A 26,303-nucleotide genomic window follows, 5' to 3' on the forward strand; every position below is an offset into this window, starting at 1 on the left:
GGTAGAAGGCCGCTCGATCGATGCATTTTCCTGCCACACTTCGCCCGTACAGCCTCACGCCATGAAGGCCATCATCCTTGCCGCGGGTCACGGATCGCGGCTGCTGCCGCTCACGCTCACCACGCCGAAATGCCTGGTCGAGGTCGGCGGTCGCGCGATCCTCGACCACCAGCTTGACGCGGTCGCCGCGGCGGGCTTCGACGGCGCGGTGATCGTCGGCGGCTACCGGATCGACCAGATCGAAGCGCATCTCAGCGCGCGAGAAGGCGGTCTGCCAACCGAGCTCGTCTTCAATCCGTTCTGGGCAATTGCCAACAGCATCGGCAGCGTCTGGGCAGCGCGCGTATCTCGAAGCGCCGTTCGCCTTGATGAACGGCGATACGGTGTTCGAGCCGACGATCCTCCGCACCGCACTCGGCGGCGACGCGGGCGGCGTGGCGTTGCTGGTGGAGCCGCTGACCGATGCCGGGCTCGACGACATGCTGGTCGAAGCGGACGGCGACCGCGTGATCGCGGTCGGCAAGCACCTCGTCGGGCATGAGGCGACCGATCGCTCGCTTGGGTTGATCGTATCGCACGGCGGGTCTGCCTATGCCGAGGCGTTACGCGAAGTGATCGGCGAGGAGAACGGCATTCATGCCTATCACCACGCCGTCGTCGCGCGCGTCGCGCAGGGTCCGGGCGTCCTCGCCGTCCGTATCCTGCCGGACGCGCACTGGCAGGAGATCGACCGGCCCGAGGATATAGCGCTCTGGGAAGGCGATCACCGGGCATGACCCGCCCCAGCGCGCGGAAAGGTCGCGTTCCTGTTTCTCGGCGAGACGCTGCTGATCCCGCATCTCTATCCGATCGTCGAGGCGCTTGCCGCGACGTCCAACGTGCCGATCGAGCTCTGGGTGAGCACGTCGGTGCACGAGACGTTGCTGACGCGCTGGACCGCGCCCTTCCCGACCGTTCGTATCCGGCGGGCACCGGGGTTTCGTGTCGTGGCGGATGACGGCAGTGGGCGTAATCCGGTGCTGCCTGCGAAGATACCGATGCTGCTGCGGCTGCTGCCCTATCTGCGCAGCGGCGCGACGGTCGTGGCGTGTGCCGAGCAGACGAGCTTGTGGCTCCCGCGGCTGTTTCCGATGCGCGCGAAGTTTGTGAAGACCTCGCACGGGGTTGGGTCGATGAGCGCGCGCGACGACCCGCGTAGGCGCGCGGCAGCGTTGACGCTGGTGCCGAGCGAACTGGAGCGACAGACGTATCTCCACCGCGGGTTTGCTCCGGAGCGGTTCGTCGCGACCGGCTATGTGAAGGCGGACTTCACGCATCGGACGCATACCGCGCCGCCTTTCGCGGATAGCCGGCCGGTGGTGTTGTACACGCCGCACTGGCAGCAGCATCGCTCGTCCTGGTGGCGCTGGGGCGCGGAGGTGGTGCGGCGGATCGTCGCGGACGGGCGCTACAATCTGATCTTCGCGCCGCACCAGCGCTTGGTCGAGAAGGCGCCGGAGGTTGCGGATCTGATGCGGGAGATCGGTGATCTGCCGCATGTGCACTGCGACGTCGATGGGTTCGCGATGGTCGATGGGAGCTATACCGGTGCGGCGGACGTGTATCTTGGCGATACGTCGAGCCAGGTGATCGAGTTTCTCGTGCGCCCCCGACCTTGCGTGTTCCTCAATGCGGGGGGCCGCGTGGGAGGGCGATCCGAATTACGCGATGTGGGCTTGTGGGGAAGTGGTTGGAGACGTTGCGGATGTCGTCGCTGCGTTGGACCGGGCAGCGTTGGTGCACGTGAAATATGCGAAGGTTCAGGCGGAGTTCGCCGCGCAATCGCTAGGGGCGGTCGAAGGGGGTGCGGCTCGGGCTGCGGGGAGATTCTTCGACTGCTGGAGGCCACGCCAGCCCGTTAAGTCTCCACCACCCCGGCGGAGGCCGGGGCCCAATTGGGGGACGTTGCCAACAAAGGACTGCGCGAGGTTACTCCGGACGTTCCAATTGGGCCCCGGCCTTCGCCGGGGTGGTTGCAATCGGGGTGGTGCAGTCGTGGTGGGCGGGAAGGTATGCGCCTCGACCTATCCCACGCCCCTCTCGCTTTCACGACCAGATCGGGTAACGGGTGCGGGATGGTAGATTCAACCGACCTCACGCCAGCGCTCCGGACCGTCCGGGCGAACGACACGCTGCTCTGGGGCATGACCAATGCCGAGCGGATCCGGCGGATCGGCGTCGCGCAGGGGTTGCCGGAAGACGGTGGCGATGGCCCCGTCATCCTCGCCAATCTCGCCTATGCGTTCGATCCGGTGTGGATCGCGCATCTGAAGTCGCGCCCCGGTACCGTCGTCACGCGTACCGGCGTCCCTGTGCTCGCGCATGTCCGCGACGCCGATGAGCGTGCGCGGATGACCGCGGCGATGCTCGGCGAAGCGCCTTTGGTGACGGGCCTAACCGTGATCGCCGCGGAGGCCGAGGAAGGCATCTTCAACGAGGCGCTGCGCAAGCGCGAGCGCCCGTTCGCCGAACTGCTGACCCCCGCCGCGGTGCCGGCGATCGAGCGCGCAAGCTATGTCGGCGCGTACAAGGGCGTCACCGACCTGCTGACCAAATATCTGTGGCCGGAGTGGGCGCTGGCGATCACGCGGGTCTGCGCGCGCGGGGATCACGCCGAACCAGGTGACTGCGCTCGGCTCGGTGCTGTGCATCGTGGCGACGGTGGCGTTCTGGTATGGCTGGTTCTGGACGGGCCTCGCGACTGGGCTGTTCTTCATGGTGCTCGATACCGTCGACGGAAAGCTCGCGCGGTGCACGATCACGTCGTCGAAGCTCGGCAACGCGTGGGATCACGGGGTCGATCTGGTCCACCCCGTTCTGGTGGTGGGCTTGGGCCGCCGGCTGTGCGCCGTACGGGCGACCGCTCGAGGACGGCGTGTTCTGGGCGGTGATCGGGACGATGCTGTTCGGATACGTCGCGCAGCGGCTGATCGAGGGGGCGTTCATCGTCCGGTTCGGGATGCATATCCATGTATGGGAGCGGTTCGACAGCTGGTTCCGGCTGATTACCGCGCGAAGGAACCCGAACATGGTGATTTTGTTCGCGGGGTTGCTGGTGACGCGGCCGGATTGGGGGATCATCGGGGTGGCGGCGTGGACTGCGATCTCGCTGGTGGTGCATCTCGTGCGGCTGGTGCAGGCAATGCTGCGCAAAGCTCGGGGTGAGACGTTAGTGAGCTGGCTGGCTTGAGGCTTCGCGGGGTCGCTACTTGCTAACGCCGACCTCCTCCCTTCCGTTCGTCCTGAGTAGCCATCGAGTAGCTGCTCTTGCAGCGTATCGAGAGGGCGTATCGAAGGACAGGTTAGCGCGCGGAACCCATGCTTCGATATGCGCCCTCGATACGCTTCTTCGAAGCTACTCGGTCGCTACTCAGCACGAACGGTTAGGGGAGTGGGCCGTCCGATCCACCACAGGCAGTAGATCGCCAGAGCATACAGGAAGCGGCTATAGTCCCGCTTCCCCGCACGGTGATCGGCGAACACCTTGTCGACCGCGCCGGCGCGCCAGATGCCCTGCTCGCGCACGCCGCTGTCGCGCCACAGCTGCTCCGCATACGCGCCGAAATCGCTTGCGAACCACGCCGCCAGCGGCATCTGGAAGCCCTGTTTCCGGCGGTCGAGAATCCCTTCCGGCAGCCACGGCGCGATGGCTTGGCGGATAACGTATTTGCCGATTTTGCCGTGCAACTTCATGTCGGCAGGCATCGACAAGGCCAGGTCGACCATCCCCTGCCCCAGCATCGGCACGCGCACCTCGAGCGAATGCGCCATGCTCGCGCGGTCGACCTTGGTCAGCATCGCGCCGGGCAGGTTGAGCGCGAGATCCGCTAGCCCGAACTGCTCGAGCGTGTCGGTCGAGATCGCGGCGGGATCGGGAAAATATTCCGCCACCAGCGCGGCGATCCCGCCCTCCTCCTCGGCGATGAACTCCGCCGAGAATATCTCGCGACGGAAGGCTTCGTTCGTGATCTGCGTCTTGGCGAAGAATCGCGCGATGCCGTTCGGGAGCGCGGCGCTGCCGGTGGTCTTCCGCCAGCGTTGCAACACCGCGTTGGCGTGGCGTGAGGGCAAGGTCGGCACCGCATCGAGCGCGCGGGCCAGACGACGTAGGGGCGCCGGTAGCGCGCCGATCCGCCGCTCGGTCGCGTGGCGCTTGTATCCGAAGAACAGCTCGTCGCCGCCGTCGCCCGACAGCGCGACCTTCACCTCCTGCGCGGCGATCTGGCTGACGTACCAGGTCGGCACCGCCGAGGGATCGGCGAACGGCTCGTCGTAGCAATGCTGGACCTCGGGGAGCATGGCCTGCGCATCGGCCAGTTCGAGCGTGCGCGTGACGTGGTGGCAGCCGAGATGCCGCGCGATCGCCTCGGCGTGCGGCGATTCGTCGAAGCGCGGGTCGGGGAAGGCGATCGTGAAGGTGCGCACGGGCCGATCCGAGACCTGCGCCATCGCCGCGACCACCGCGGACGAGTCGACGCCGCCCGAGAGGAACGCGCCGACATCGACATCCGCGACCATCTGCTTGCCGATCGTGTCGAGCCATTCGTCGCGGAACCGCGTGATCCACTGCGCTTCCGACAAAGGCTCGGCGGGATGGTAGGCCGGCGTCCAATAGGCGCGCATCGTCGGCGTTCCGCTCGCGTCGACAGTCATCACATGACCCGGCGGCAAGGTGCGAACCTGCGCATAGATCGAACGCGGGGTGCGGACATGGCCGAAGGTGAAATAATCGTGGAGCGCGCGGTGGTCGACGTCGAACGCCATCCCCGGCAGCAACGTCAACGTCTTGAGCTCGGAGCCGAACGCGAACCCGGCCGCCTGGTTGGTATAGTATAGCGGCTTGATGCCGATCGGGTCGCGCGCCAACGTGAGCTGTCGGGCGTGCGTATCCCACACCGCGACCGCGAACATGCCGTCGAGTTTTGCCCAGACGTCGTCGCCCCAGCGTTCGTAGCCCGCCAGGATGACCTCGGTATCGCCCGCGCTGTCGAACACCCGCCCAAGCGCCTGCAACTCGCGCCGCAATTCGCGAAAATTGTAGATTTCGCCGTTGAAGACCAGCGCATAGCGGCCGTCGGGCGAGTGAAACGGCTGGTGCCCGCCCTCGATGTCGATGATGCTTAGCCGGCGCATCCCGAAGCCGAAGTCGCCATCGGTCATCACGCCCTGATCGTCGGGCCCGCGGTGGAGGATGGCGTCGCACTGCGCGGTAACGAGGCGGGGCGAGACGGCAGCGCTACCTCGTGCATAAAGGCCGGCAATTCCGCAGATGACGAACGATCCCTCGCATGACGGCAGCACCGCCGCCCGGACGCGCGGGTCTAGGGGCCGACCGGCGCTTTGTCACCTTTGGGCGCCCCGGCCCCTTCTTCGCACCTCACGGCCCCCGGGCACCTTGCCGCACTCGCCGTCGCGCTCTAGGGGCCGGTCGCAGATGGTTCAGGACCCCGCTCCTTCTCCGGCCCCGGCGGATGCACCGGCACGCGCGGGCACGACCGGGATTTTCCGGGCGGCGGCGCGCAACCTCGGCTGGCTGCTGGCCAGTCGCAGCGTGCTGGCGATCCTGTCGCTCTTCTATCTCGGGTTCGCGACGCGCACGCTGGGCGTGGTCGATTTCGGCCGGTTCGCGCTGATCTCCGGCGCGGCGCAGGCGCTGGCGACCTTCGTCGGCTTCCAGACGTGGCAGATCATCGTCCAATACGGCGTCGAGCCGATCCAGCACGGCGACACGCCCCGGCTCGCCCGCCTGCTCCGACTGTCGGCGATCCTCGACATCTGCAGCGCGTTGGTCGGTGCCGTGCTGACCGTGGCGATCCTGTTCGCGTGGAGCGACGGGTTCGGCATCCCGCCCGACCTGATGCGCGATACGCTGATGTTCGCGGTGGTGCAGCTGATCACGATCCGCTCCACCCCGCTCGGCATCCTTCGACTGCGCGACAAATTCTCGTTGTCGGCGGTCGCGGACAGCATGACGCCGATCATGCGCTTCGTCGGCGCGGGTGCGGCGATGATCTTCGAACCGACGATCCGCGGCTTCATGCTCGCCTGGGCGGTCGCCGAGATCGTTACTGCCGCGACCTATTGGATCATGGTCGCGAAAAGCGGCGATCTGCGCTTGCTCGCGAGCGGCCGGGGCAGCTGGCAGCAGGTCCGCGACGAGAATCCCGGCATCGTCCGCTTCTCGCTCAGCACCAACGCGAGCGCGACACTGGGCCTGTCGAGCAAGCAGATCCCGCTGCTCCTGGTCGGCGCATCGATCGGCCCGGCGGCGGCGGGTGCGTTCCGGCTGGCGACGCAACTGGCGCAGGCGCTCGCGAAACTGTCGCAGATGCTGTCGCGCGCTGCCTTCCCCGAGATCGTCCGCGCGGTCCGCACCGCCGAGCCGTCACGCCTGCGCCGTATCCTGATCCGGACGATGCTCGCCAGCACCGCGGCGGCGCTCATGATCCTCGCGATCGTCGCGCTGGTCGGCGAGCCGATCCTGAAGCTGGTCGGCGGCAAGTCGTTCGTCGGCGCCTACCCGGTGCTGTTGTGGCTCGCCGCCGCCGGATGCTTCGACCTCGCCACCGTCAGCCTCGACACGGTTATGACCGCGCTGCACCGCGCGGGCACGGTGTTCGCGATCCGAGCGGTCGGCGTCGGCTTGCTGTTCGTGGCGGCGTTTGCGTTGATGCCGACATATGGCTCGGCAGGGATTGCCGCTGCGGTCGCCTCCGGATCGGTTGCGGTGGCAATCCTGCTGGGCTTCGCGGCGGCACGGATGACGCGGACACCCGACCAGGCATAAACCCACAGAGCGGCCGACGTTTGCGATAAACGCCGCGTTCACGTCGCAAGTGTCATCTGCGCGCCGCTCTATCGCCACTATTTTCGGGTCTTGGTCTAGCGATGAACTACGCATTACTTATCGCGCTCGGCGCGGCGACCGCGCTCGTTGCGGTTCAGGCCCACGCCGCCGAGACCTGCGAAGGCGCGCCGGGCAACGGCAACGCAAAGCTGATTCTCGAGGCGACGACATTGCACAACACCGCCGGCGAAGTCGCATTCGCGATCTATCCCGATGACAAATCCCGGTTTTTGGCGAAGGGTGCGAAGGTCGGACGCGCGCGTATCTGCCGCAAACCCGCACGCCTGCTTCTGGATGAAGCCCGGCCATTATGCGATCGCGCAATATCACGACGAGAATGGCGATCATAAATTCAACCGGACGTTGCTCATGCCAAAGGAGGGCTTCGGCTTTTCCAACGATGCGCCAACCTCGATCGGACTGCCGTCGTTCGACGCGGTCCGCACCGCCCTGCCCGCATCCGGTGCCGTCGTGCGGATGAAGATGCGGTATCGCGGATAATTTGCGTCCGGACTGCGACCGACGCGGAACGGAAATCCTACTGACACAAATTTGTAGCGGTTCTGTACCGTGACGGGTATCCCTATATCGTGGCCGATGCTGTTTCGAACTTTGATGCCTTTGGCGGGCAATCGCTCTCCCCTCCGGTGGTGCCCGCGTGGCTGCCCGAGGGAATGTTCGATTCCGCCGCCTCGGATCGGCCGGGCGTGAACCCGCGCGAGGCTGCTGCGAAGATCCGTACCGGGATCATCTGCAACCCTAAGAGCCATCGTAACCGCAGCAGTGTCGAGGCGACCAAGCCTTTCCTGTCGGGTACCGTTCTGGCCGTCACGCCGCGCACGCAGGACGAGCTCGCCGAAGTCCTGACCGATTTCGCACGTCATGCCATCGAACTGCTGGTTATCGACGGCGGCGACGGCACGATCCGCGACGTGATGACTGCCGCCGCGCGCGTCTGGACCGGTGCTGCGCCGCGCGTTGCGATCGTTCCCTCGGGCAAGACCAACGCGCTCGCGCTCGATCTTGGTATCCCCGATAGCTGGACGCTCGATCAGGCGTTGACCGCGGCACGCCATGGGCGCGTCAAATTGCGCAGTCCCGTCGAAGTGATCCGCAAGGACAGCGGCGCCAAACTATGTGGCTTCCTGTTCGGCGCGGGCGCGTTCGTCGACGCCACCGCGCTGGCCCAGCGGACGCACCGCGCCGGCGCCTTCAACGGCGTCGCGGTCGGGCTCGCATTGTGCTGGGCGATCCTGCAGACATTGTTCGGTGGCGCTAACAGCGCGTGGCGTGCGGGCAATCGGATGCGGATCCGCTTCCAGTCGCGCGGCGACGAGGGCGTACACGCCGCTGGCAAGCACGCCGATACCGATCGTGCGCGCTACATCCTGCTCGCCTCGACGCTGAAGCGCATGCCGATCGGCATCCGTCCGTTCGGCGTCCCTCGCGCCGGGCTGAAGACTTTGTTGGTCGATGCGCCGCCACGCTGGCTCGCCGCTGCGACGCCGTTGATCGTCGCTGGCTCGCCCGCCGCATGGCTCGACCGCGCGGGCTATCACCGGATCGATTCGCCAAGCTTCGACCTGTCGATCGACTCGGGATTCATCCTCGACGGCGAAGTCTATCCCGGCGGCGACCTGACCGTCCGCGAAGCGCGCGCGCTCAGTTTCGTCGTCCCGTGATCACGCTCGGCGATGTCGTCCGCCGCCAGTTGCACGTCCCGACCATCCCCGCGGTACGCGACGTTGCGGCGTTGCTGGCGGAAGGATCGGACGACATCGTGGCGGTGCTGTTCTACGGCTCGAACCTGCGCACCGGCGCGACCGAAGGCGTGCTCGACTTCTACGTGCTGACCGCTGGCCCACCCGAGCGCGGCATGTGGCCGACCGTCAGCTACCGCGAGTTCGACCTGCACGGCGACACGCTGCGCGCGAAGATCGCCACCATGCGGCTGGCAACCTTCGCGAAGGCGGCGGCGGCGCGGACGCTCGACACGACGATCTGGACCCGGTTCGTGCAGCCCTCCGCACTCGTCTGGGTGCGCGATCCGGACACCGCGAGGCAGGTTGCCGAGGCCATCGCCGACGCGGCCAAGTCCGCCGCGCGCTTTGCCGCCGCGCTCGGCCCCGAGTCGGGCACCGCAGACGAGTATTGGCGCGCGCTGTTCCGCCAGACCTATGCCGCGGAACTCCGCGTCGAACGCAAGGGTCGCGAGGGGCAAATCCTCGGCTTCGATCCAGTGCGCTATGCCGAACTCCTCCCGCTGGCGTGGACCGCCGACGGCATCGCCTTCCGCGACGAGGCCGGCATGCTGAAACCCGACCTGGCGCCGGCACGACATCGCGCCCTGCTTCAGGCCTGGGCACGCCGCCGCCGCGCGGGCAAACCGCTCAACATCGCTCGCCTGGTACGCGCTGCCTTCACCTTCGAGGGCGCCGCGCGCTACGGCATCTGGAAGGTCGAGCGCCACACCGGCGTCGCCGTGCCGCTGACCCCATGGCGTGAGAAGCATCCGATCCTCGCGGCACCCGGTGTACTATGGCGGGTCTGGCGCGCGAGCGCAGACGAGTGAAAAGACGGTATGAGCAAAGGATTCAACGCGCTGATCCTCGCGGGATCACGCGGCGGCGTCGATCCGGTCGCGGCCTATGCGGACGTATCGCATAAGGCGTTGATCGTGCTCGATGGCCAGACCCTGCTCGCCCGTGTCGCGCAGGTGCTGCATGAGGCCGGCGCAACGCAGATCGCGGTTTCGGTGTCCGACGACACGGTCCGAGACGCTGCCACCGCGCTTGGCCTCAGTGTCCTGACCGCCGCATCCGGCCCCAGCCGCAGCGTCCGCGACGGGATCGAGGCGCTCGGCACCCCGCTCCTCGTCACCACTGCTGACCATGCACTGCTCCAGCCCGAATGGATCGCCCGGTTCCTCGCCGATGTACCGGCGAACGCCGACGTCGCCGCCCTGCTCGCGCGCCAGGACGTGATCGAAGCCGCCGCGCCCGGCACAAAACGCACCTATCTCCGCTTCGCCGATGGCGCGTGGTCTGGGTGCAATCTGTTCCACTTCGCCACGCCCCGCTCGGTCGCCGCGCTCGATCTCTGGGCGCAGGTCGAGGCGGATCGCAAGCGGCCATGGCGGATCGTCCGTAGGCTCGGAATCGGCACGCTGCTCCGCTATATGTCGGGTCGCCTGACACTGGTCGCGGCCCTCGCGCACCTCGGACGTCTCGCCGGCCTGAACGCCGCAGCGGTGGCCAGCCCGTTTGGCCTCGCCGCAGTCGATGTCGACAAGCCGGCCGACTTCGACCTCGTCCGAGACCTGATCGCCCGCCGCTAAGGTCCGTACATCGCGAACGGCAGCGTCGTCTTTCGCGGAGAAATTGCCTCAAGCTACCGCTCCCCCTGTCCCCGAACCGTCGCTTGGTGCAAAGCGCGGCCCATGCAGACGCTCGCGACCCACCCCGCCCCGACCGTAACCAGTTCGCCTGCGATCGGCATCTACGGCAGCGCCGGTCGCATGGGCCGGGCGATCGTCGACGCGATCGAGGCGGCTGGCGCCTCCCTCGCCGGTGGCGTCGACGCGCGCGAGGACCCGAACCCACTCGCCCGTACTGCCGACGTGCTGGTCGATTTCTCGACGCCCTCCGCGGTTGAGGCGCACCTCGCCGCCGCGCGCGCGGCTGGTACCGCTATCGTGATCGGCACCACCGGGTTGTCGCCGCAGCACCAGTCGATGATCGACGACGCGGCGAAGGACATCGCGATCCTCCAGACCGGCAACACCTCGCTCGGCGTGACCCTGCTGGGTATCCTCGTCCGCGAGGCCGCCGCGCGGCTCGGCCCCGACTGGGACGTCGAGATCGTCGAGATGCACCACAAGCACAAGGTCGACGCGCCGTCGGGCACCGCCCTCCTGCTCGGCGATGCCGCCGCCAAGGGCCGCGGATCGTCACTCGCCGAACTCCGGGTCGACAGCCGCGCCGGCCTTGTCGGCGCGCGCACCGAAGGTACGATCGGCTTCGCGTCACTCCGCGGCGGATCGGTGATCGGCGACCATAGCGTGATCTTCGCGGGTGAAGGCGAACGAATCGAACTCAACCACCGTGGCGACGATCGCTCAATCTTCGCACGAGGGGCAGTACGCGCGGCGATCTGGCTCGCCGGTCAGCCTGCCGGCCGGTACCGGATGGGCGACGTGCTCGGGCTGTGACGCGGTGAAAAAGCCGACGTCATCGAGTTCTACGCGCGTCTGGCCGAAGCCGATCCGCACCCCGAAACCGAACTCGAATTCGTCAACCCGTATACGCTGGTCGTCGCCGTCGCGCTCTCCGCGCAGGCCACCGATATCGGCGTCAACAAGGCCACGCGTGCGCTGTTCCGCGAGGTCGATACGCCGGAGAAGATGGTTGCGCTCGGCCTCGATGAGCTGAAGCGCCACATCAAGACGATCGGCCTGTTCAACACCAAGGCGAAGAACGTCATCGCACTCTCGCAGATGCTGATCGACGATTATGGCGGCGAAGTCCCGAACGATCGCGCGGCACTGGAGCGACTGCCCGGTGTCGGACGCAAGACCGCGAACGTCGTGCTCAACGTCGCGTTCGGCGCCGAGACGTTCGCGGTCGACACGCACATCTTCCGCGTCGGCAACCGCACCGGCCTCGCCCGCGGCAAGACCCCGCTCGCGGTCGAGCTGAAACTCGACAAGGCGACTCCACAGCCATTCCGTCTCCACGCGCATCACTGGCTGATCCTGCACGGCCGTTATGTCTGCAAGGCGCGGACGCCCGAATGCTGGCGCTGCATCGTGAGCGATCTGTGCGCATACAAACCCAAGACGCCGCTGCCAAAAGGCAGATCTGCCACGAGTTCGTCACCCTAAGCGGTCATTCACACACCGACTGAAGAGCCCTGATCGCGAAAACGTCTGGCGTCCCCCGTTTCGCTTTGCTAGGCGGGCCATCCGGCACCCGTAGCTCAGCTGGATAGAGCGCTGCCCTCCGAAGGCAGAGGCCACTGGTTCGAATCCAGTCGGGTGCACCAAGGCTTTCCGCCGTTTTCTAGCATTATCGGAAATCCTCATTCCGATGATGTTCCGGTGCCTTTCGCGGATGTTGCGGTTTGAGAGGCGTGAGGATGGGTGAAAGCGCCCGGGCACAGACGCCCGATATCTTCGATAGTCGCTTCAATCAACCGTCCCGCTCAGACGGTTTGCGCCGTCCCCCGCTTTCTTGGACTCGCCTTCCTATCCAGCCCCCTGCGCTTGCGGACCGCGTGAATACGTATGCGCCATGCTTGGTTTCGCGACCGAGCATCCGCACACCGAACGGTAACATGGTCGGCACGATCGGGCATGCGGTGATGGAGGGAAGTGCATGTCGAGGTTGGCCGCGAGATCCACGATACTGCTAGCGTTGGCCTTCGCCGCGCCTCATGCGTTGGCCGCCCCTAAACCTGTGGTAGCCGAGCAGACTCCTTTGGTCGCCGCGCAGACTGGGGCCGCAAGGACCCCGCCGACAATGACCGTGCCCGCGAAGGTCGCTGACTATCGCGCGGCTGCCGCAGGACGAGGTCATCTATTTCCTGCTTCCCGATCGGTTCGACAACGGCGACCCCACCAATGATCGTGGTGGGTTGAGCGGCGGCGCGCAGGTCACCGGCTTCGATCCGACCGCCAAGGGCTTTTTCCACGGCGGCGATCTCAAAGGCCTGACCCGGCGTCTCGACTATATCCAGAACCTCGGCGCAACCGCAATCTGGGTCGGGCCGGTGTTCAAGAACAAGCCTGTACAGGGCGCACCGGGCCAGCAATCTGCCGGCTATCACGGCTATTGGATCACCGATTTCACGCAGGTTGACCCGCATCTCGGCACCAACGCGGACTTTGCGGCGCTGGTCGCAGCCGCGCATGGCCGCGGGATGAAGGTCTATATGGACATCATCATCAACCACACCGCGGACGTAATCCAGTACCGCGAGTGCGTCGGCAAACGCGAATGCCCCTATCGCAGCCGGGCAGACTACCCGTATCAGCGTAGGCTTGGCGCCAATGGCGCAGCGATCAATCCAGGCTTTGCCGGCGACGATGTCCACACCGCCGACAATTTTGCCAAGCTCACCCGCAGCGACTATGCCTATACCCCATTCGTCCCCGCCGGCGAACGGGACGTGAAGGTTCCTCGCTGGCTTAACGACGTGCGCTATTATCACAATCGTGGGGACACGACCTATCGCAACGAAAGTTCGACGATGGGCGATTTCGTCGGTCTCGACGATCTGATGACCGAGAACCCTCGGGTCGTGTCCGGGATGATAGACATTTTCGGCAACTGGATCGATCGCTACAGTGTAGATGGCTTTCGCATCGATACCGCGCGTCATGTGAACCCCGAATTCTGGGCTGCGTTCGTCCCTGCTATGCAGGCCCGTGCCGCCGCCAGGGGCATTCCCAATTTCCACATCTTCGGCGAGGTTTCGGACCACGAGGTACGCCCCGCCGTGCTCGCGCAACACACGATCGTCGACAAACTACCCGCGGTGCTCGACTTCTCATTCCGACAGGCGATCGTCGAGACGGTTGCGGGTACGCGTGGGACCGACGCATTCGAGGCGCTGTTCGACGGCGATGCACTGTATGCCCGAGGCTTCGACACCGCGGTGACGTTGCCGACCTTTACCGGTAATCATGATGACGGCAGGTTCGCGACCTCCGTTCGCAAGGCATTCCCGCGGGCTGGCGACGACGAAGTGCTGGCGCGGGTGATGCTGTCCAACGCAATGTTGCTGACGCTGCGCGGGGTGCCGACGATTTATTCTGGCGACGAGCAAGGCTTTGTGAGCGATGGCAACGATCAGGACGCCCGCGAGGACATGTTCGCCAGCAAGGTCGCCGTGTACAACGACAACCATCTGATCGGCACTGACAGCACCACCGCCACCGCGCATTTCGGCGGCGACAATCCGCTGTTTCACCAGACGGCCACATTGGCGCGGCTCCGCACCGCGACGCCCGCACTGACCCGCGGCCGGCAGACGCTCCGCGCGTGAAGAAATCCCGGGGCTGCTCGCGATTTCGCGTTTCGATCCGGTCACGAAGGCGGAAGTCCTGCTGGCGTTCAACACCGCGACGACTACGCTGACCCGGCAGGTGGAGATCGGCGTCGGCGCGACGTCGGCGCGGACGCTTGCCGGCACAGGCTGCGGCAAGGTTGCCGCCCCCGGGAGCCTTACCGTTACGCTACCTCCGCTCGGCTATGCGGTCTGCGCGCTCGCCACACCGCGCTGACCAACGGCATGCGCCATCGTTACGGCCCTGCCAGGTTGAGGGAGATCAACTTCCCACGAGGATGCCGGATATCGGCGACCTAGCGGTGTTGTAGCGTTGGAGCGAACCGTTCATGCGGCGCGTGTCCGCCCCCGGCGGTACGGGTATAACGGAGACCGTCATGAGAATCGCGATCATCGGTGCGGGCGTTGCCGGTCTGTCCTGCGCGCTCCGCCTGCAGGCCGCCGGCCACGGTGTCACGCTGTTCGACAAGGGCCGCGGTGCCGGCGGGCGGATGTCGACACGACGTGTCGAGACGTCTGCGGGTGAGACAGCGTTCGATCACGGCGCACAATATCTGACGGCACGCGATCCGGCCTTTGTCACGGCGGTCGGCGAATGGGCGGCGGCTGGGGTGATCGCCCGCTGGCCCGCGGCGGGGGACGATGCCTGGGTCGGTACCCCGGGCATGAACGCGATCGTCAAGTATCTCGCCGACCAAGCCGACGTTCATTGGCGGCACCGAGTGACCGCGATCCGCCGCAGCGATGCCGATTGGCATATCGCGCTGTCTTCGACCGATCTCGCTCCGAGCGACCTATCCCCGACCAATTCTCTTACAGCAGGCCCGTTCGATGCCGTCGTTATCGCCGTTCCCGCCGAACAGGCCGCGCCGCTATTGGCCGATCATGATCCGGTAATGGCGGCCGAGGCCGAGGCCTGCCGCTCCTCGCCGAGCTGGACTGCAATGCTGGCCTTTGCCCGACCCGTGGCGATTGCTGACGACGTCATCAGACACGCCGGTATCATCGGCTGGGCGGCGCGCAACAGCGCCAAGCCGGGGCGTCGCGGCCCGGAGGCGTGGGTGGTCCAGGCCACACCGGATTGGTCGACGACCCATCTCGAAGACTCGGCGGACAGCGTCGTCGGACGGCTCCTCGCGGCATTGGCGGATCATGCCGAAAAGCCGATGCCCGAGCCGATCGTCCGCGCCGGACATCGCTGGCGTTACGCCCGCGCTACCGCTGCCAATCACGGCGCGCTGTGGAACGCCGAGGCAAGACTTGGCGCCGCGGGCGATTGGCTGCTCGCGCCGCGGATCGAAAGCGCGTGGCTATCGGGCCGCATGCTCGCGGATCGGATGTTGGGCGGCTAAGTCTGCCGTAACACTGCAGACGGCAGTTCCAGACTCCGCTCGAGCCGCCGTTCGAGCCAGCGCGACAACAGCAGATGTGGCAGGGCGACGGCCGCCAACAACTGAAACGCCTGTGCCGTCATATCGGTCGGCAAGCCCTCGACGTGCGTCGCAAAAACCAGCCACCCGCCGATCGCGAACGCGGACATCCCTGCTCCGGTCGCCAGCCACATTGTCCGCGACATTCCGGCCAGCACTGTACGAGCGGCAGCGATATGGCGTGGCGAATGCAGAAATACGAAGAAAAGCGCGAACCCCGCGACGGGCGGCATCACGATCAAAGCCAGAATCGCGAACGCCGTCGCCGCTGACCACTCGCGCGCCTTCGCGCCACGCCACCCCGATCCCCACGCCCGTCACCAGCAACGCAACCGGCGCCAGTGCGATCATCGCTTGCGCGACGACTTCGCCGCCGGGGCCGCCCGCCATGCTGACAAAGAGTTGGGCGACCGTCGCCGGGTTGCCGATCGCGGGTGCCGCGATGATCGCAGTGCCCGCAGCCATTCTGAGCAGCGGTTCGTCGATCATCGTCCAGTCCTCACCGAAATGGATCGCTGCGACGATCAGGAACAGGATCAGCGCTACTACCGGGGCGACCAACCACAGCACCGCCATCGTGGCTGCGACACCGATGTACGCCATAACCGCCAGCCCCAGCCCGCCGCTGCGAAGACGGGTCGAGCGGGCGAGCAGCGCGATATCGTAGGCGCCATGCGGCAATCCACCCGCAACGAAGACCAAGGTCGCGATTGTCGTCGCGGTGGGTCCATCGAGCGGCAGCTGCGCGGCAAACGCAGTGACGAGATACACGCCGGCAAGCCAGAACGCCGCCGGCACGACACCACCGCGCCCAATCAGGACGCGGTGGTGATTCATGCTGACAGCACCCATCATGCGGCGCCGGGCACCGCGATCACTCGGCGTGAACCAGCGGGCTGTGCGCTTCGACCTGCGACTTGCGCACCGAAATCATGAAGATCAGGACGCCCACGCCGGCCTTCGCAACGATGTCTGCGATGGTGTAGCCAAGCTGGATCACGGTCGTTGCGGTGGCGCCGGTTAGGTTGGCGTAGGGCGCCATGTATACAATTGGGTAAAATCCCCAGGACGCGAACGTCAACAGGCGCGCGCGGCGGACCAGATCGCGGGCCGCGACAGGCTGCTGTTCGATCGACTCACCAAGCCCGCGGAAAAGCTCCCAGACGATGTAGACGAACGGGATCGCCGACAGCGTCCCCCACAGCGCACGGGTCGGAATATCGGCCGCGATCTCGCCGGGATAGCCCAGCACGATCATCAGCGCCGCGGCCGATCCGAGCCGGACCGTCTTCGACGACGTCTGTTCCGGCGACAGCCGCATCACGAGCACCAGCTCGACCAGCAGGAGCGGCACGGTCAGCAACCAGTCGACATAGCGATAGGCATCGTTGAAGGCGAAACCGGTCGCCGCGATCACGCCGTCCTTGAGGGTATAGGCCGCATTCCAGCTCTCGAAGATGCGCAGATAATGATACGCCGCGATTGCGGTCACCAACCCGGAGATCGTGACCGCGGTACGATACGCCGGTGCGACCTGCGATCGACTGAGCCAGAGAAAAGCGGTCGCCGCGGCCATCGTCGCGAACGTGAACGAAAACGCATTATAGACCAGCGAGAACTGGAACGGGGTTATGATGTCCATCGGGATCTCCATCACCTTGCTGCGCCGGGCTTGCTACAGTGGCATGCCGGGCTAGTTGCGGGCGATGCGAGCCGATCATCGCCGGTTCGGTCTCACCCGAGGATGGCGCCACAGCGACCTTGAAGGGTATCGGAGGGAGTTCCACCCAGGACCCGCGGCGTTGGCTGATACGCCCCGCGCCCTGGCCGCTGTGACGACCGAGTCCGGAATACGCCCCGCCAGACCCGCCTGCGATACGGAACTTGGTCCATATCGGTCGTTACGTCGCACGCCGCTGACTCGCCGCGCGGTGTCCGGATCGCGGCCCCGAACCACGGTTCAGAGACCGGCTTCGACCGCCAATCGGATAAGGTCGGCGGTGGTCCTGAGGCCGAGACGCTCCATCAGGATGCCGCGGTGCATCTTCACGGTCTTTTCGGCGAGTCCCAGTTCTCCGGCGATCTGCTTGTTCAACAGGCCCTGCGCGACCAGCTTGAGGACCTGTCCCTGCCGCGGCGAGAGCGCCTTGACCATCTCGGCGGCGCGAATCCGTCGCATGCTGGTCGGCGTCGCCGCATTGGTATCGATCTCGACCTGCGAGCCCAGAAAGTACAGCAGACGGTCTTCCTCGTCATACAGCGGGGCGACTAGAACGGCATTGCGAAACGGCTGCCCGTTACGCTTGTAGTTGAGGATCTCGACCAGCACCGGCTTGTGCTCGCGGACCCCGCGCCGAATCTCCTCGGACAGCCACGGCTCGGTCGCCGGCCCCGACAGGAATCGGCAGTTACGCCCGATGACATCCTCGGCGGGGTAGCCGGTCAGATCGCAAAATGGCTGATTGCAGGCAACGATCGGGTTGTCGGGCAGCCGCGGATCGCTGATGACCGAGGGAATCGGACTGTCGGTAACCAACTGGATCAGCCGCCGATTGGACGGCACCGATACCTCCGCCAAAACCATCTTCCCCCAGCCCCTTTCATCCGTCTGCGTGCTCGTAGAGACGCCTGCCCGACGTTTGCCGGCGCTCGCAAGGGGTAGCACGTATCTGTGCCAAGCGTGCACCGCGATATTCGCCGTGACGATGCTCAATCTTTCTTCTCCGGCGCGAACCCTTGCTTGCGCCAACGCTCTTGGGCAGGGCCTGTCCTTTTCCAGGAGTGCAAAGCCATGCCAAGCCGTATCACCGTCGACCAAGCGAGCCTTACCGACAACGACGTCGCCCACCAGATCGAGTTCACCGCCGAGATCGACGGCGACGAGCGCGATTTCGCGGTGAAATATGCCGTGCTCCGCGAACTCAGCGGCGACGAGCCCGAGAACGACGCGCTCGAACTGTTCGAACGGTTCAGCGATGAAATCCTTGACGTCTGTGCCGATGTCGCCGACCAGCGTCCCAACGCGAACGTGGTCGTCATCGACGACGACGATCTCGAATAAGCAGTCTAGGCCCCGACCGTTTCGAGTCCGTTTCCAGTCCGCTGCGCCCCGGGCAGCCGATCGAGATCCTGCGCGTTCACGCCGTTCACCACGGAGAGACCATCATGAAGCTCTATTATTCGCCCGGCGCCTGCAGCCTTGCAGATCATATCGCGCTGCACGAGGCGGGAATGCCGTTCGAGCATGAGAAGGTCGACCTGAAGGCCAGGCGGACCGAGAGCGGTGCCGATTTCACGACGATCAATCCCAAGGGCTATGTGCCGGCCTTGACGCTCGATTCCGGCGAGACGCTGAGCGAGAACATCGCCATCCTCGACTGGATCGCGCATCAGGATACGGCGCTGAAGCCCGCGGGTGCGATGGGGCATACGCATCTTCTCGAAGCGCTGGCGTTCATCTCGACCGAGATCCACAAGAGCTTCAAGCCGTTCTTCTTGGGTGCCGGGGATGACGAGAAGGCGAAGGCCGCCGAGACGATCGTCAAGCGGATGACCTATCTGGCGGACACGATGCAGGGTGATTTCCTGTTAGGCGCGGACGTCAGCGTCGCCGATTTCTATCTGTTCGTCATGCTGTTGTGGGCACGAAAGAACGAAATCACCGTCCCCACCAATCTGGCCGCGTTCCGCGACCGGTTGATGACGCGTCCGTCCGTCCAGAAGGCGATGCAGCACGAAGGCCTGATCTGACCACGAGCGATGCGCGCAGCGATCCTGCGCGCGTCATCCTGCGCCGCCGTAAAGCCTGGCGTTAGAGATACCGCCACCACCAGCCGGTCCGCGTACGCTTGAAGGCGGCAAAGCTTCGACACGCGAACCAGCACGGCACCGCGACCAGCGCCGCGACCAGCCAGAGCGCCGCCACATTCGGCACGCTCACCAGCTTGCCATCCGAGCCCAGCACGAGTCCGGCCGCGATGTTCAACGCATGCACGGCATACAAATGCAGGATGTAGAAGAACAACGGCGCCGATCCGAACACAGCCAACAGCGTCGTCACGCGCGGGCATCCGCTCGATCGCGGCGAGCAGGATCACCCCGGTCCCCAAGGTCAGGAGCAGAAAGTCGGCCGATGGCGGATATTTCGTCAGGTTGAGATAGCTCATGACCGTGGCAAACGTCCCGCCGCCATCCTGCCACGGCAGCGGCTCGCCATAGCCGTTGATCGTCCGCAGGATCGCGAACAGCGCGAGCGCGCCACCCCCGCAACCAGCAGGCGACTGCGGCGCTGAACGCGATCGACGGCCTGCGCGAACCAGGGGCCGATTGACCAACCCAGCGCAATCACGCCGATCCACGGCAGCACGGGATAGGATGTTCGAGCCTGTCCTCCGAACGGCAGGTCGAGCAGGCCGCGATCGTGCAGCACCGCCCAGATCGCGTGGCCCTGCTCGCCCGGCGCGATCGCGATCGGATCGAGCAGGTTATGCCCCAACACGATCGCCAGTCCGAGCACGACGACCAGGCGGCGCGGCATATGCACGATCGCCGCGAGCGCGATCATCGAAAGCCCGATCGCCCAGATCACCTGGAGATAGACGATCGCCGGAGTCGGATCGAACGTCCACGCGAAATTGACGATGGTCCATTCGAGCGCGACCAGGAACAGCCCGCGCTTGAGCAGGAAGGACGATGCCGCCGCGCGACGTTGCTCCGGCGCCCTGCCCTCTGCGTATAACCATGCCGCCAGCCCGGTCAGCAGAACGAACACCGGTGCGCACACATGCGCCGCAAGTCGCGAGAAGAACAAGCCGGGCGGCGTCGTCGCGATCGTCATCGGATCGCTGACCTGCGCGTGAAGATAGAAGAACTCGCGGGTGTGATCGACCAGCATCACCAGCATGACGAGCCCGCGCAACGCGTCGATCGACACGATCCGCTGACGCTTGGCGGAGGTTGGCTGAACCCGCGCCTGCGCCTCGCCGGACACCACCGCCGCGTTTCTCGTCATTGACATCATCGTCATACCTCCGTCATTGCGATGTTACATCATTACCAAAAAGGCAACCAGTCTTGTCGACCTTCATGCGACGTACCGGCCACATTTCCGCACTCCTGTGCTTCGCGCTGCCGCTTCCACTGGCGGCGCAGGACCCCGATCGCGAAGCGGACAGCGACGAAATCGTCCGCGAGGCGGACGGTAAAGAGATCGTCGTGCTGGGTACCCGAGGCACGCAGCCCGACCGGACATTGTCATCCGATATCTCGACCGAACGTATGTCGCCGTCCAGCCGGTCGCTCGAACGCGACCTGTTAAGCGCGGCGGGAACGTATCGGTTGTCGGATGCCCTCGAACTGGTCAGCGGCGTGAGCAACCAGAACAACCGTGGCGGTTTCCTCGACAATTTTGCCATTCGCGGGTTTCTCGGCACGCCCGATGGCGGCGCGGAATATTACGTCGACGGCTTCCTGGCGAACCGTGGCCTCGGCCCGCCCCGCGATCCCGCGACGACCGAGCGGATCGAGGTGCTGAAGGGCCCGGCGGGCGCGTTGTTCGGCGACATCGATCCTGGGGGCCGGGTCAACATCGTCAGCAAGACGCCGCGCTTCACCGCGAGCGCAACCGCGACGCTGACCTATGGCTCGTTCGATACGCGGCGTGCCGAACTGGATGTGACCGGTCCGCTATCGAGCACGCTCGCGGCACGGATCGTGGTTGCAGCCGAGAACAGTGACGGCTGGCGCGATTTCGTCACGTTGCGCCGCCGGGTGGTAAGCCCATCGCTGACCTGGGCGCCGCGCGATGGCACCCGGCTTACCTATGTCGGCGAGATCACGCAGTTCGATGCACCGTTCGACCGCGGTATTCCGGCGATCGGCGGCGACGCGAACGCGCTGCCCCGATCGCGTTTCTATGGCGAGCCATCCGATGGCACGACGCGGTTTCGCAATACCCGGCATCAACTGTCCGGCCAGATCGCCGTCACCGACCGGATGACCCTGAATGGCGGTATCGCGCGACGCACGGGATCGCTGCGGGGATTCTCGTCCGACCAGTCCCGTCTGGTCGCAGGGGACACGCTGTGGCGCCAGCGCAGGGCGCGCGAATACACGGTCGAGGATCTCTCGGCGCGGCTCGAACTGACGGGCGAAATCGGCGCGCACCGGGCCAGCGTCGGGATCAAAGGCTATACGCTCGATTATCACGAAGGCTTGCTCCGCAGGAACCCGACCGCCGCTGCGCCGCACGCGATCAATGTCTTCGCGCCGCTCTATGGCGGCCAGGCGCTGCCCCTGCTGCCGTTCACCGACAATGACGAGACGCGCCGCGTGGGCACGCTCTACATCCAGGACATGTGGGACGTGACGCAGCGGCTGACGCTCACCGGTGGCGTGCGGTTCGACGCCTATCGCCAACAGGTCCGCAACAACCGCACCGGGCAGACCGGCCGGAGCATCGACGAGCCCGTCCATGTCCGGTTCGGCGGACGCTATGCGATCGACGAACGGTTCGCGGTCCATGCCAATTGGGGAGAAAGCTTCCTGCTCAACTCGGGGACAGGGCGCGACGGTCAGGGCTTCGCCCCCGAACGCGGCAAAGGCTATGAGCTCGGCATTACCGCGGCGTTTCCCGGTCTCGATATCGCGGTGACCGGATTCGACATCGCCAAGCGCGATATCCTGACGAACGACCCGGTCGATCCGAACTTCCTGGCGCCGGTCGGATCGCTGACCAGCCGCGGGATCGAGTTCGACGCGTCATTGCGGATAGCCGCCCGCTGGCAACTGGTCGCCAACTATGCCTGGACTCATGCGCGGACCGACGATCGCAGCTTTGCCACCGATCGCGTACTCAACGTACCCGAGCACGCCGCCACGCTGTTCGTCCTCGGCCGGTTTCTCGACCCCGGCGGCCGCGGTGCGTCTATCAGCGCTGGCGCCAGCTATGTCGGCGCCCGCGCGGGCGCGATCGACACCAGCGGCCTCGTCCTGCCGCGCTATCTCAAGGCGAAGGCCGCGGTCGACTATGCCTTCTCGCCGACCCTCGCCGCGCGCCTCGAAGCCGATAATCTGTTCGACGCCCGGTATGCGCAAAGCTCGTACAGTCCGGTCTGGGTCTTCCCCGGCGCACCGCGCACCGTGCGGATGTCGGTTCGCCTCAGCTATTGAGGGTTCGGCTCTCGACCAGGCCCTGAACTATTCGCGCAGCGGCGGGCCTGATCCTAAAAAAGGGCGCCCCGCGAACGGGACGCCCCAGGCGCAGGAGATTGCCCCGCCGTTCGGCGAGTCCGATCGCGCCTATTTGAACGAGGCGCGGATCGAGAAGGTGAAGCGACTGTCGTTGATGAACCAGTTGCGCGGACGCGTCAGCAGGTCGTCGTTGATCACATAGGAAGTGCGCGTGACCGACTTGGTCAGGTTCACGCCCTGGAAACCCATCCGGATCGATGGCGTCACCGCATAGAAGATCGACGCATCGAGCTGGCCATAGGATTCCGCATAGACCGGCGAGAACGGCGTGATGACGTCGCGGATCGTCAACAGGTTGCGCGATCGCCAGTTATACGCCGCACGAAGCTCCAGCCCGTTGCGCTGATAGAATGGCCCAATGTTGAACTGGTATTTCGACAGCCCCTGCAACGGCAATTTGCTGGTGTCGACCGACGAGATAATCCCGGCCGCAACGTTCGGATCGTTCGGGTCGAGCTGTTGCTGCGACACGCCGGTCGAGTGGACATAGGTGAAGTTGGCCGACAAGCCGAGCCCGCCTAGGACCGACGGCAGGAAGCCATAGGTCTGCTGGTACCCGACTTCGAACCCGCGCACCTTGCCGGTCTCGGTTGAGTTCAACGGCGTGGTGACGATCGCGTCGAACGTCGAGCCATTGTTGGTGAAGCTCAACCGCTGCGTACCGACCGACTGGACGCCGTACAGGTTCTTGGCGAACGCGGAGAAGGTCAGCTGACCGACGCTCGAGAAATACCATTCCGCGGTCAGATCGTAATTGTCGGCGCGCACCGGTTTCAGGTTCGGATTGCCGACGTCGAAGATCGCGACCGGACCGCCGTTGAAGAGGATCGTCTGGTCGCTGGTGTTCAGGCCGATATTGTAGAACGAGCGCGTCAGGCCGAATTCGGGCGGCGCGACGCTCTTGTTGAATGCGGCGCGGAACTGGAGACCACCGCCGACCGCGAGCTTGGCGTTGAAACTGGGCAGGAAATAATCATAGGTCAGCTTGGCGTCGTTGGCGACGAGCGCGCCGTTCTGGAACGCCGCGGCCGCGGCACGCGTGGCGTCCGGCAAGGCGCAGAACCGCGAGATCGCCGAGCCATCGGTTGGCGCCACGCAATTGAACGACTGATTGGGGAACGCGAAGAAGCCCGACGAGGTCCGCTCGGTCCTGGTGTAGCGCACGCCGACATTGCCGCTGACGTTCCAGCCGTTCGACAGGTCGTTGCCGAACCGGACCGCGACATAGGCGGCGTTGTTGCGCTCGGTGACCGGGTTGACCTCGCCGGGACGGAACGGTGTTCCGGCGATGACGCCGGAGCGCTGCGCGAGCGGCACCCAGCCGTCGGCACCCGAGTTGGTCGACGTGAAGTTGCGCCACTCGCGGGCGATCTGGCTGATCTGCTGTACCGCGCTGCCGTAATCCTGCAGCTGGTTGCCCGGGAAGAACACCCGCCCGCCGTTCGACGGATCATTGGCCTGACCCCGGAAGAAATTGTCGTACAGGAACGCCTGTTGCGGGCCCGGCGTGCCGACATCGCGGGTGGTCGGATTGCCGTCGATCGGGCGATCGAACCACACCGGTCCGCCAGCCGCACCGGCACCTGCGCCGCTGCCGTCGCCACCGCCCCAGATCTCGCTCAGCACACCCCAGTTATAGGCGGTCGAGCGCGCTTCGTTCTGACGATCCGAGAACCGGTAGCCGGCACGGACCGAGGTCAGCCAACTCTCCTCCGGGAAGGAATAGTCCAGATCGATACGCGCGGCGTCCTCGTTGCCTGCGCTGTCCTCGATGTGATCCATCGCCGAGCGGTAGAAGCTGTTATACGGATCGAGATAGCTCGGATGCGCTGCGTTCTGATAGTTGTTCGGCGTGTTCGCGACCGGCACGAAGTTCACATAGGCGGGATCGTTGCCGTTCAGGCGGATGTCCGCATTCTGGTAGGTCGTGCCCCAGACCGTCAGATCGGTCACCGTCACCTTCGACCAGACATGCTGGTAATCGACCGTCACGCCAAGCCGCGTGGTCGGCTGCCACTTGAAGTTAAAGCTTGCATCGTTGGTGATGAAGCGCCCGGTATTGCCGCGCGCGATGTTGTTGCTCTGCAGGCCGTTGGTCGGCGTGCGCATGTCGGTGCCTTGGTCGGCGCGATACCCGTTCGGGCCGGTGATCAGACCGCTGGTGAACGCATTGTCGTCATCGAACGTGAAGCTGGTGCCGGGATAGGGCTGAGAATCGCCTGCCGACAGAACGTTGTCGGTCGCGACCTCGATCGAGTTCTCGGTCCAGGCCTCACGCGAGTCGGACCGCAGGAACTGCGCGGTCGCGTTCATCGTCCCGTCGTTGCTGCGCCACTGCCCCGCGGCCGAAAAGCCATAACGCGTGCGGTTGAATTCCTGGCTGCGCACGGCGGCGCCACGCGGCACATAGAAAAGACCGTCGCCCGCAACCGTCGATCCGTCGGTCCGCGTGATCAGGTTGTTCGCGGCATTATACTGGTTGAGCTGATAATAGGCGCCATCGGTGCCACGCGGCCGCTCGCCCCAGTTCGAAATCTGGACGCTGTCGGCACGGCTGCGCACCTGCGAGCGGACGAAGCTGCCGAGCAGGCCGAACTGGCCGATCCCCGTCTCCCAGCGATCGCTGAGCAGGACCGATACGGTCGGCGCCGACTTCTTGACGAAGTCGCCATAATTGTTCTCGAGCGTGCCGCCGAGCGTGAATCCCGTCGAATCGAACGGCAGGCGGGTGCGCAGGTTGACCGTGCCGGCGATGCCGCCTTCGATCATGTCCGCGGACGGGCTCTTGAACACGTCAACACCGCCGAGCAGTTCGGACGGCACGTCGGCAAACGACAGGCCGCGACCATTGTTCGCGCTGAACGAATCGCGACCATTGATCTCGGAGCGAGTGTAGGTCAGTCCGCGGACGACGACGCCCGAACCTTCGGTGGAGAAGTGATCGGGATCGGCCCCTGCCGCAAAACGGCTGATCGAGACGCCGGGAACGCGCTGCAACGCCTCGGTCACCGAGCGATCCGGCAGCGCACCGATGTCCTCTGCCGAGATCGAGTCGACGACGACTTCGGAATTCTTCTTGATCGCCTGCGCGGTCTGCAGGCTGCGACGGATGCCGGTGACGACGACGTCCTGCGTCGCGGCTTCCTGCTGCGGGGTCGCCGTGGACTGCTCCGCCTTAGTCACGTCGGCACCGCCGGACGGTACTTGTGCATTGGCAGACGGCTGCGATCCGGTTGCGGCCGAGGGCTGTGCCGCGGCGGCGCGATCAGAAGGTGCGGTACGCTGTAGCGCGTTCGGGGTCGGCGTGCTCTGCGACGCGGGCGCGTCACCCGCAGCGTCGACCGACTGCGCCATCGCCGCGTACGGCAAAGCGGCCAGACACACCGCAAAAAGCGACACGCCACTCTTCAGCGCCGCACCGCGAACAAACGACTGCGTATTGCCAGACTCTCGCTGCATGATGCCCTGCATCCCCTCTTCTCTGATAGCGCTATCATTTGTGAATTGCGCGCTTTGACAAGGCACTTGGTAGCGCGCACCTAAGCGGACAGCTAGTGCGAAAATGCAACAGATCGCCACAATTGTTATATTGTTTGTAACGGTACCACGTAGCGGGCAAGACCTTGAATTAAGCCAATCAAATATACGATAACAGGCGGCGTACGATC

General features: G+C 65.4%; 21 protein-coding genes, 1 tRNA gene and 4 pseudogenes. 18 read left to right on the top strand and 8 right to left on the bottom strand.

From position 1 onward, the window contains the following. Positions 1-61: 61 nt before the first annotated feature. The 4 genes and pseudogenes from QP181_RS19980 to QP181_RS08160 all read left to right on the top strand — a co-directional run. Positions 62-277 (top strand): annotated as a pseudogene (locus QP181_RS19980) (sugar phosphate nucleotidyltransferase); the annotation flags it as partial. A gap of 31 nt (positions 278-308) precedes the next feature. After that, positions 309-776, top strand: coding sequence for a hypothetical protein (locus tag QP181_RS08150; RefSeq protein WP_333928215.1), 468 nt, complete (start codon positions 309-311; stop codon positions 774-776). A 102-nt stretch (positions 777-878) separates the two neighbouring features. Beyond that, positions 879-1,901, top strand: coding sequence for a CDP-glycerol glycerophosphotransferase family protein (locus QP181_RS08155; RefSeq protein WP_333928216.1), 1,023 nt, complete (start codon positions 879-881; stop codon positions 1,899-1,901). Positions 1,902-2,114: 213 nt separating this feature from the next. Next, positions 2,115-3,229 (top strand): annotated as a pseudogene (locus tag QP181_RS08160) (CDP-alcohol phosphatidyltransferase family protein). Positions 3,230-3,405: 176 nt separating this feature from the next. Here the strand turns inward: QP181_RS08160 and asnB are convergent. Further along, positions 3,406-5,340, bottom strand: a complete 1,935-nt coding sequence (gene asnB, locus QP181_RS08165; protein WP_333928217.1) for an asparagine synthase (glutamine-hydrolyzing) — start codon at positions 5,338-5,340, stop codon at positions 3,406-3,408. Positions 5,341-5,473: 133 nt separating this feature from the next. Between asnB and QP181_RS08170 the strand changes: the two genes are divergently transcribed. From QP181_RS08170 to QP181_RS08220, 11 genes and pseudogenes are all read left to right on the top strand, one after another. Then, positions 5,474-6,826, top strand: coding sequence for a lipopolysaccharide biosynthesis protein (locus QP181_RS08170; protein WP_333928218.1), 1,353 nt, complete (start codon positions 5,474-5,476; stop codon positions 6,824-6,826). A 101-nt stretch (positions 6,827-6,927) separates the two neighbouring features. Then, positions 6,928-7,236 (top strand): hypothetical protein, encoded by a 309-nt coding sequence (locus QP181_RS08175; RefSeq protein WP_333929693.1) that lies wholly within the window; start codon positions 6,928-6,930, stop codon positions 7,234-7,236. Then, positions 7,181-7,387: a DUF2141 domain-containing protein gene (locus QP181_RS08180; RefSeq protein WP_333928219.1), complete on the top strand. Its 207-nt coding sequence runs from the start codon at positions 7,181-7,183 to the stop codon at positions 7,385-7,387. Before QP181_RS08175 ends, QP181_RS08180 begins: the two co-directional genes overlap by 56 nt. A gap of 89 nt (positions 7,388-7,476) precedes the next feature. Then, positions 7,477-8,568, top strand: a complete 1,092-nt coding sequence (locus QP181_RS08185) for a diacylglycerol/lipid kinase family protein (RefSeq protein WP_333928220.1) — start codon at positions 7,477-7,479, stop codon at positions 8,566-8,568. Next, complete coding sequence (locus QP181_RS08190) at positions 8,565-9,458, top strand: hypothetical protein (RefSeq protein ID WP_333928221.1); 894 nt, start codon at positions 8,565-8,567, stop codon at positions 9,456-9,458. The genes QP181_RS08185 and QP181_RS08190 overlap by 4 nt, the downstream gene beginning before the upstream one ends. A 9-nt stretch (positions 9,459-9,467) precedes the next feature. Further along, complete coding sequence (locus tag QP181_RS08195) at positions 9,468-10,223, top strand: nucleotidyltransferase family protein (RefSeq protein WP_333928222.1); 756 nt, start codon at positions 9,468-9,470, stop codon at positions 10,221-10,223. 102 nt (positions 10,224-10,325) lie between these two features. Beyond that, positions 10,326-11,096 carry a 4-hydroxy-tetrahydrodipicolinate reductase gene (gene dapB / locus QP181_RS08200; RefSeq protein ID WP_333928224.1) on the top strand — a complete coding sequence of 257 codons (771 nt, stop codon included), beginning with the start codon at positions 10,326-10,328 and terminating at the stop codon, positions 11,094-11,096. A 21-nt stretch (positions 11,097-11,117) separates the two neighbouring features. Beyond that, a complete protein-coding gene (gene nth / locus QP181_RS08205; protein ID WP_333929594.1) occupies positions 11,118-11,768 on the top strand; it encodes an endonuclease III in 651 nt (216 codons plus the stop codon). 84 nt (positions 11,769-11,852) lie between these two features. Next, positions 11,853-11,929, top strand: a tRNA-Arg gene (locus QP181_RS08210). A 498-nt stretch (positions 11,930-12,427) separates the two neighbouring features. After that, positions 12,428-14,171, top strand: a pseudogene (locus QP181_RS08215) (alpha-amylase family glycosyl hydrolase). A gap of 160 nt (positions 14,172-14,331) precedes the next feature. After that, positions 14,332-15,306, top strand: coding sequence for an NAD(P)/FAD-dependent oxidoreductase (locus tag QP181_RS08220; RefSeq protein ID WP_333928225.1), 975 nt, complete (start codon positions 14,332-14,334; stop codon positions 15,304-15,306). On the opposite strand, the gene QP181_RS19985 is transcribed toward QP181_RS08220, so the two are convergent. The 4 genes and pseudogenes from QP181_RS19985 to QP181_RS08235 all read right to left on the bottom strand — a co-directional run bounded on the left by QP181_RS19985 (position 15,303) and on the right by QP181_RS08235 (position 17,968). Continuing rightward, a complete protein-coding gene (locus QP181_RS19985; protein WP_443027584.1) occupies positions 15,303-15,620 on the bottom strand; it encodes a Brp/Blh family beta-carotene 15,15'-dioxygenase in 318 nt (105 codons plus the stop codon). The two genes, QP181_RS08220 and QP181_RS19985, sit on opposite strands and share 4 nt — an antisense overlap. 121 nt (positions 15,621-15,741) lie before the next feature. Next, positions 15,742-16,239, bottom strand: a pseudogene (locus QP181_RS19990) (Brp/Blh family beta-carotene 15,15'-dioxygenase); the annotation flags it as partial. A gap of 19 nt (positions 16,240-16,258) precedes the next feature. Further along, positions 16,259-17,026 carry a bacteriorhodopsin-like gene (locus tag QP181_RS08230; RefSeq protein WP_132740364.1) on the bottom strand — a complete coding sequence of 256 codons (768 nt, stop codon included), beginning with the start codon at positions 17,024-17,026 and terminating at the stop codon, positions 16,259-16,261. 318 nt (positions 17,027-17,344) lie between these two features. Further along, a complete protein-coding gene (locus QP181_RS08235; protein ID WP_132740367.1) occupies positions 17,345-17,968 on the bottom strand; it encodes a LuxR C-terminal-related transcriptional regulator in 624 nt (207 codons plus the stop codon). A gap of 207 nt (positions 17,969-18,175) precedes the next feature. Between QP181_RS08235 and QP181_RS08240 the strand changes: the two genes are divergently transcribed. After that, a complete protein-coding gene (locus tag QP181_RS08240) occupies positions 18,176-18,445 on the top strand; it encodes a DUF1488 family protein (RefSeq protein WP_165886556.1) in 270 nt (89 codons plus the stop codon). A gap of 104 nt (positions 18,446-18,549) precedes the next feature. Continuing rightward, on the top strand, positions 18,550-19,134 hold the full coding sequence (locus QP181_RS08245; protein WP_333928227.1) for a glutathione S-transferase family protein: 585 nt from the start codon (positions 18,550-18,552) through the stop codon (positions 19,132-19,134). A 61-nt stretch (positions 19,135-19,195) separates the two neighbouring features. Here QP181_RS08245 and QP181_RS08250 read toward each other — a convergent pair whose 3' ends face one another. Both QP181_RS08250 and QP181_RS08255 read right to left on the bottom strand, forming a co-directional pair. Further along, positions 19,196-19,444, bottom strand: a complete 249-nt coding sequence (locus QP181_RS08250; RefSeq protein ID WP_333928228.1) for an acetyltransferase domain-containing protein — start codon at positions 19,442-19,444, stop codon at positions 19,196-19,198. Positions 19,445-19,546: 102 nt separating this feature from the next. Next, positions 19,547-20,401, bottom strand: a complete 855-nt coding sequence (locus QP181_RS08255) for an acetyltransferase domain-containing protein (RefSeq protein ID WP_333928229.1) — start codon at positions 20,399-20,401, stop codon at positions 19,547-19,549. A gap of 68 nt (positions 20,402-20,469) precedes the next feature. Between QP181_RS08255 and QP181_RS08260 the strand changes: the two genes are divergently transcribed. Then, the gene (locus tag QP181_RS08260; RefSeq protein WP_333928231.1) at positions 20,470-22,554 is read left to right on the top strand and encodes a TonB-dependent siderophore receptor; all 2,085 of its coding nucleotides are present in this window, start codon (positions 20,470-20,472) and stop codon (positions 22,552-22,554) included. A gap of 129 nt (positions 22,555-22,683) precedes the next feature. Here QP181_RS08260 and QP181_RS08265 read toward each other — a convergent pair whose 3' ends face one another. Next, entirely contained in the window at positions 22,684-26,094 is a 3,411-nt protein-coding gene (locus tag QP181_RS08265) for a TonB-dependent receptor (protein WP_333928232.1), read from the bottom strand. Positions 26,095-26,303: the final 209 nt, after the last annotated feature.

Source organism: Sphingomonas sp. LR55 (assembly GCF_036856015.1).
Taxonomy (GTDB): Bacteria; Pseudomonadota; Alphaproteobacteria; order Sphingomonadales; family Sphingomonadaceae; genus Sphingomonas.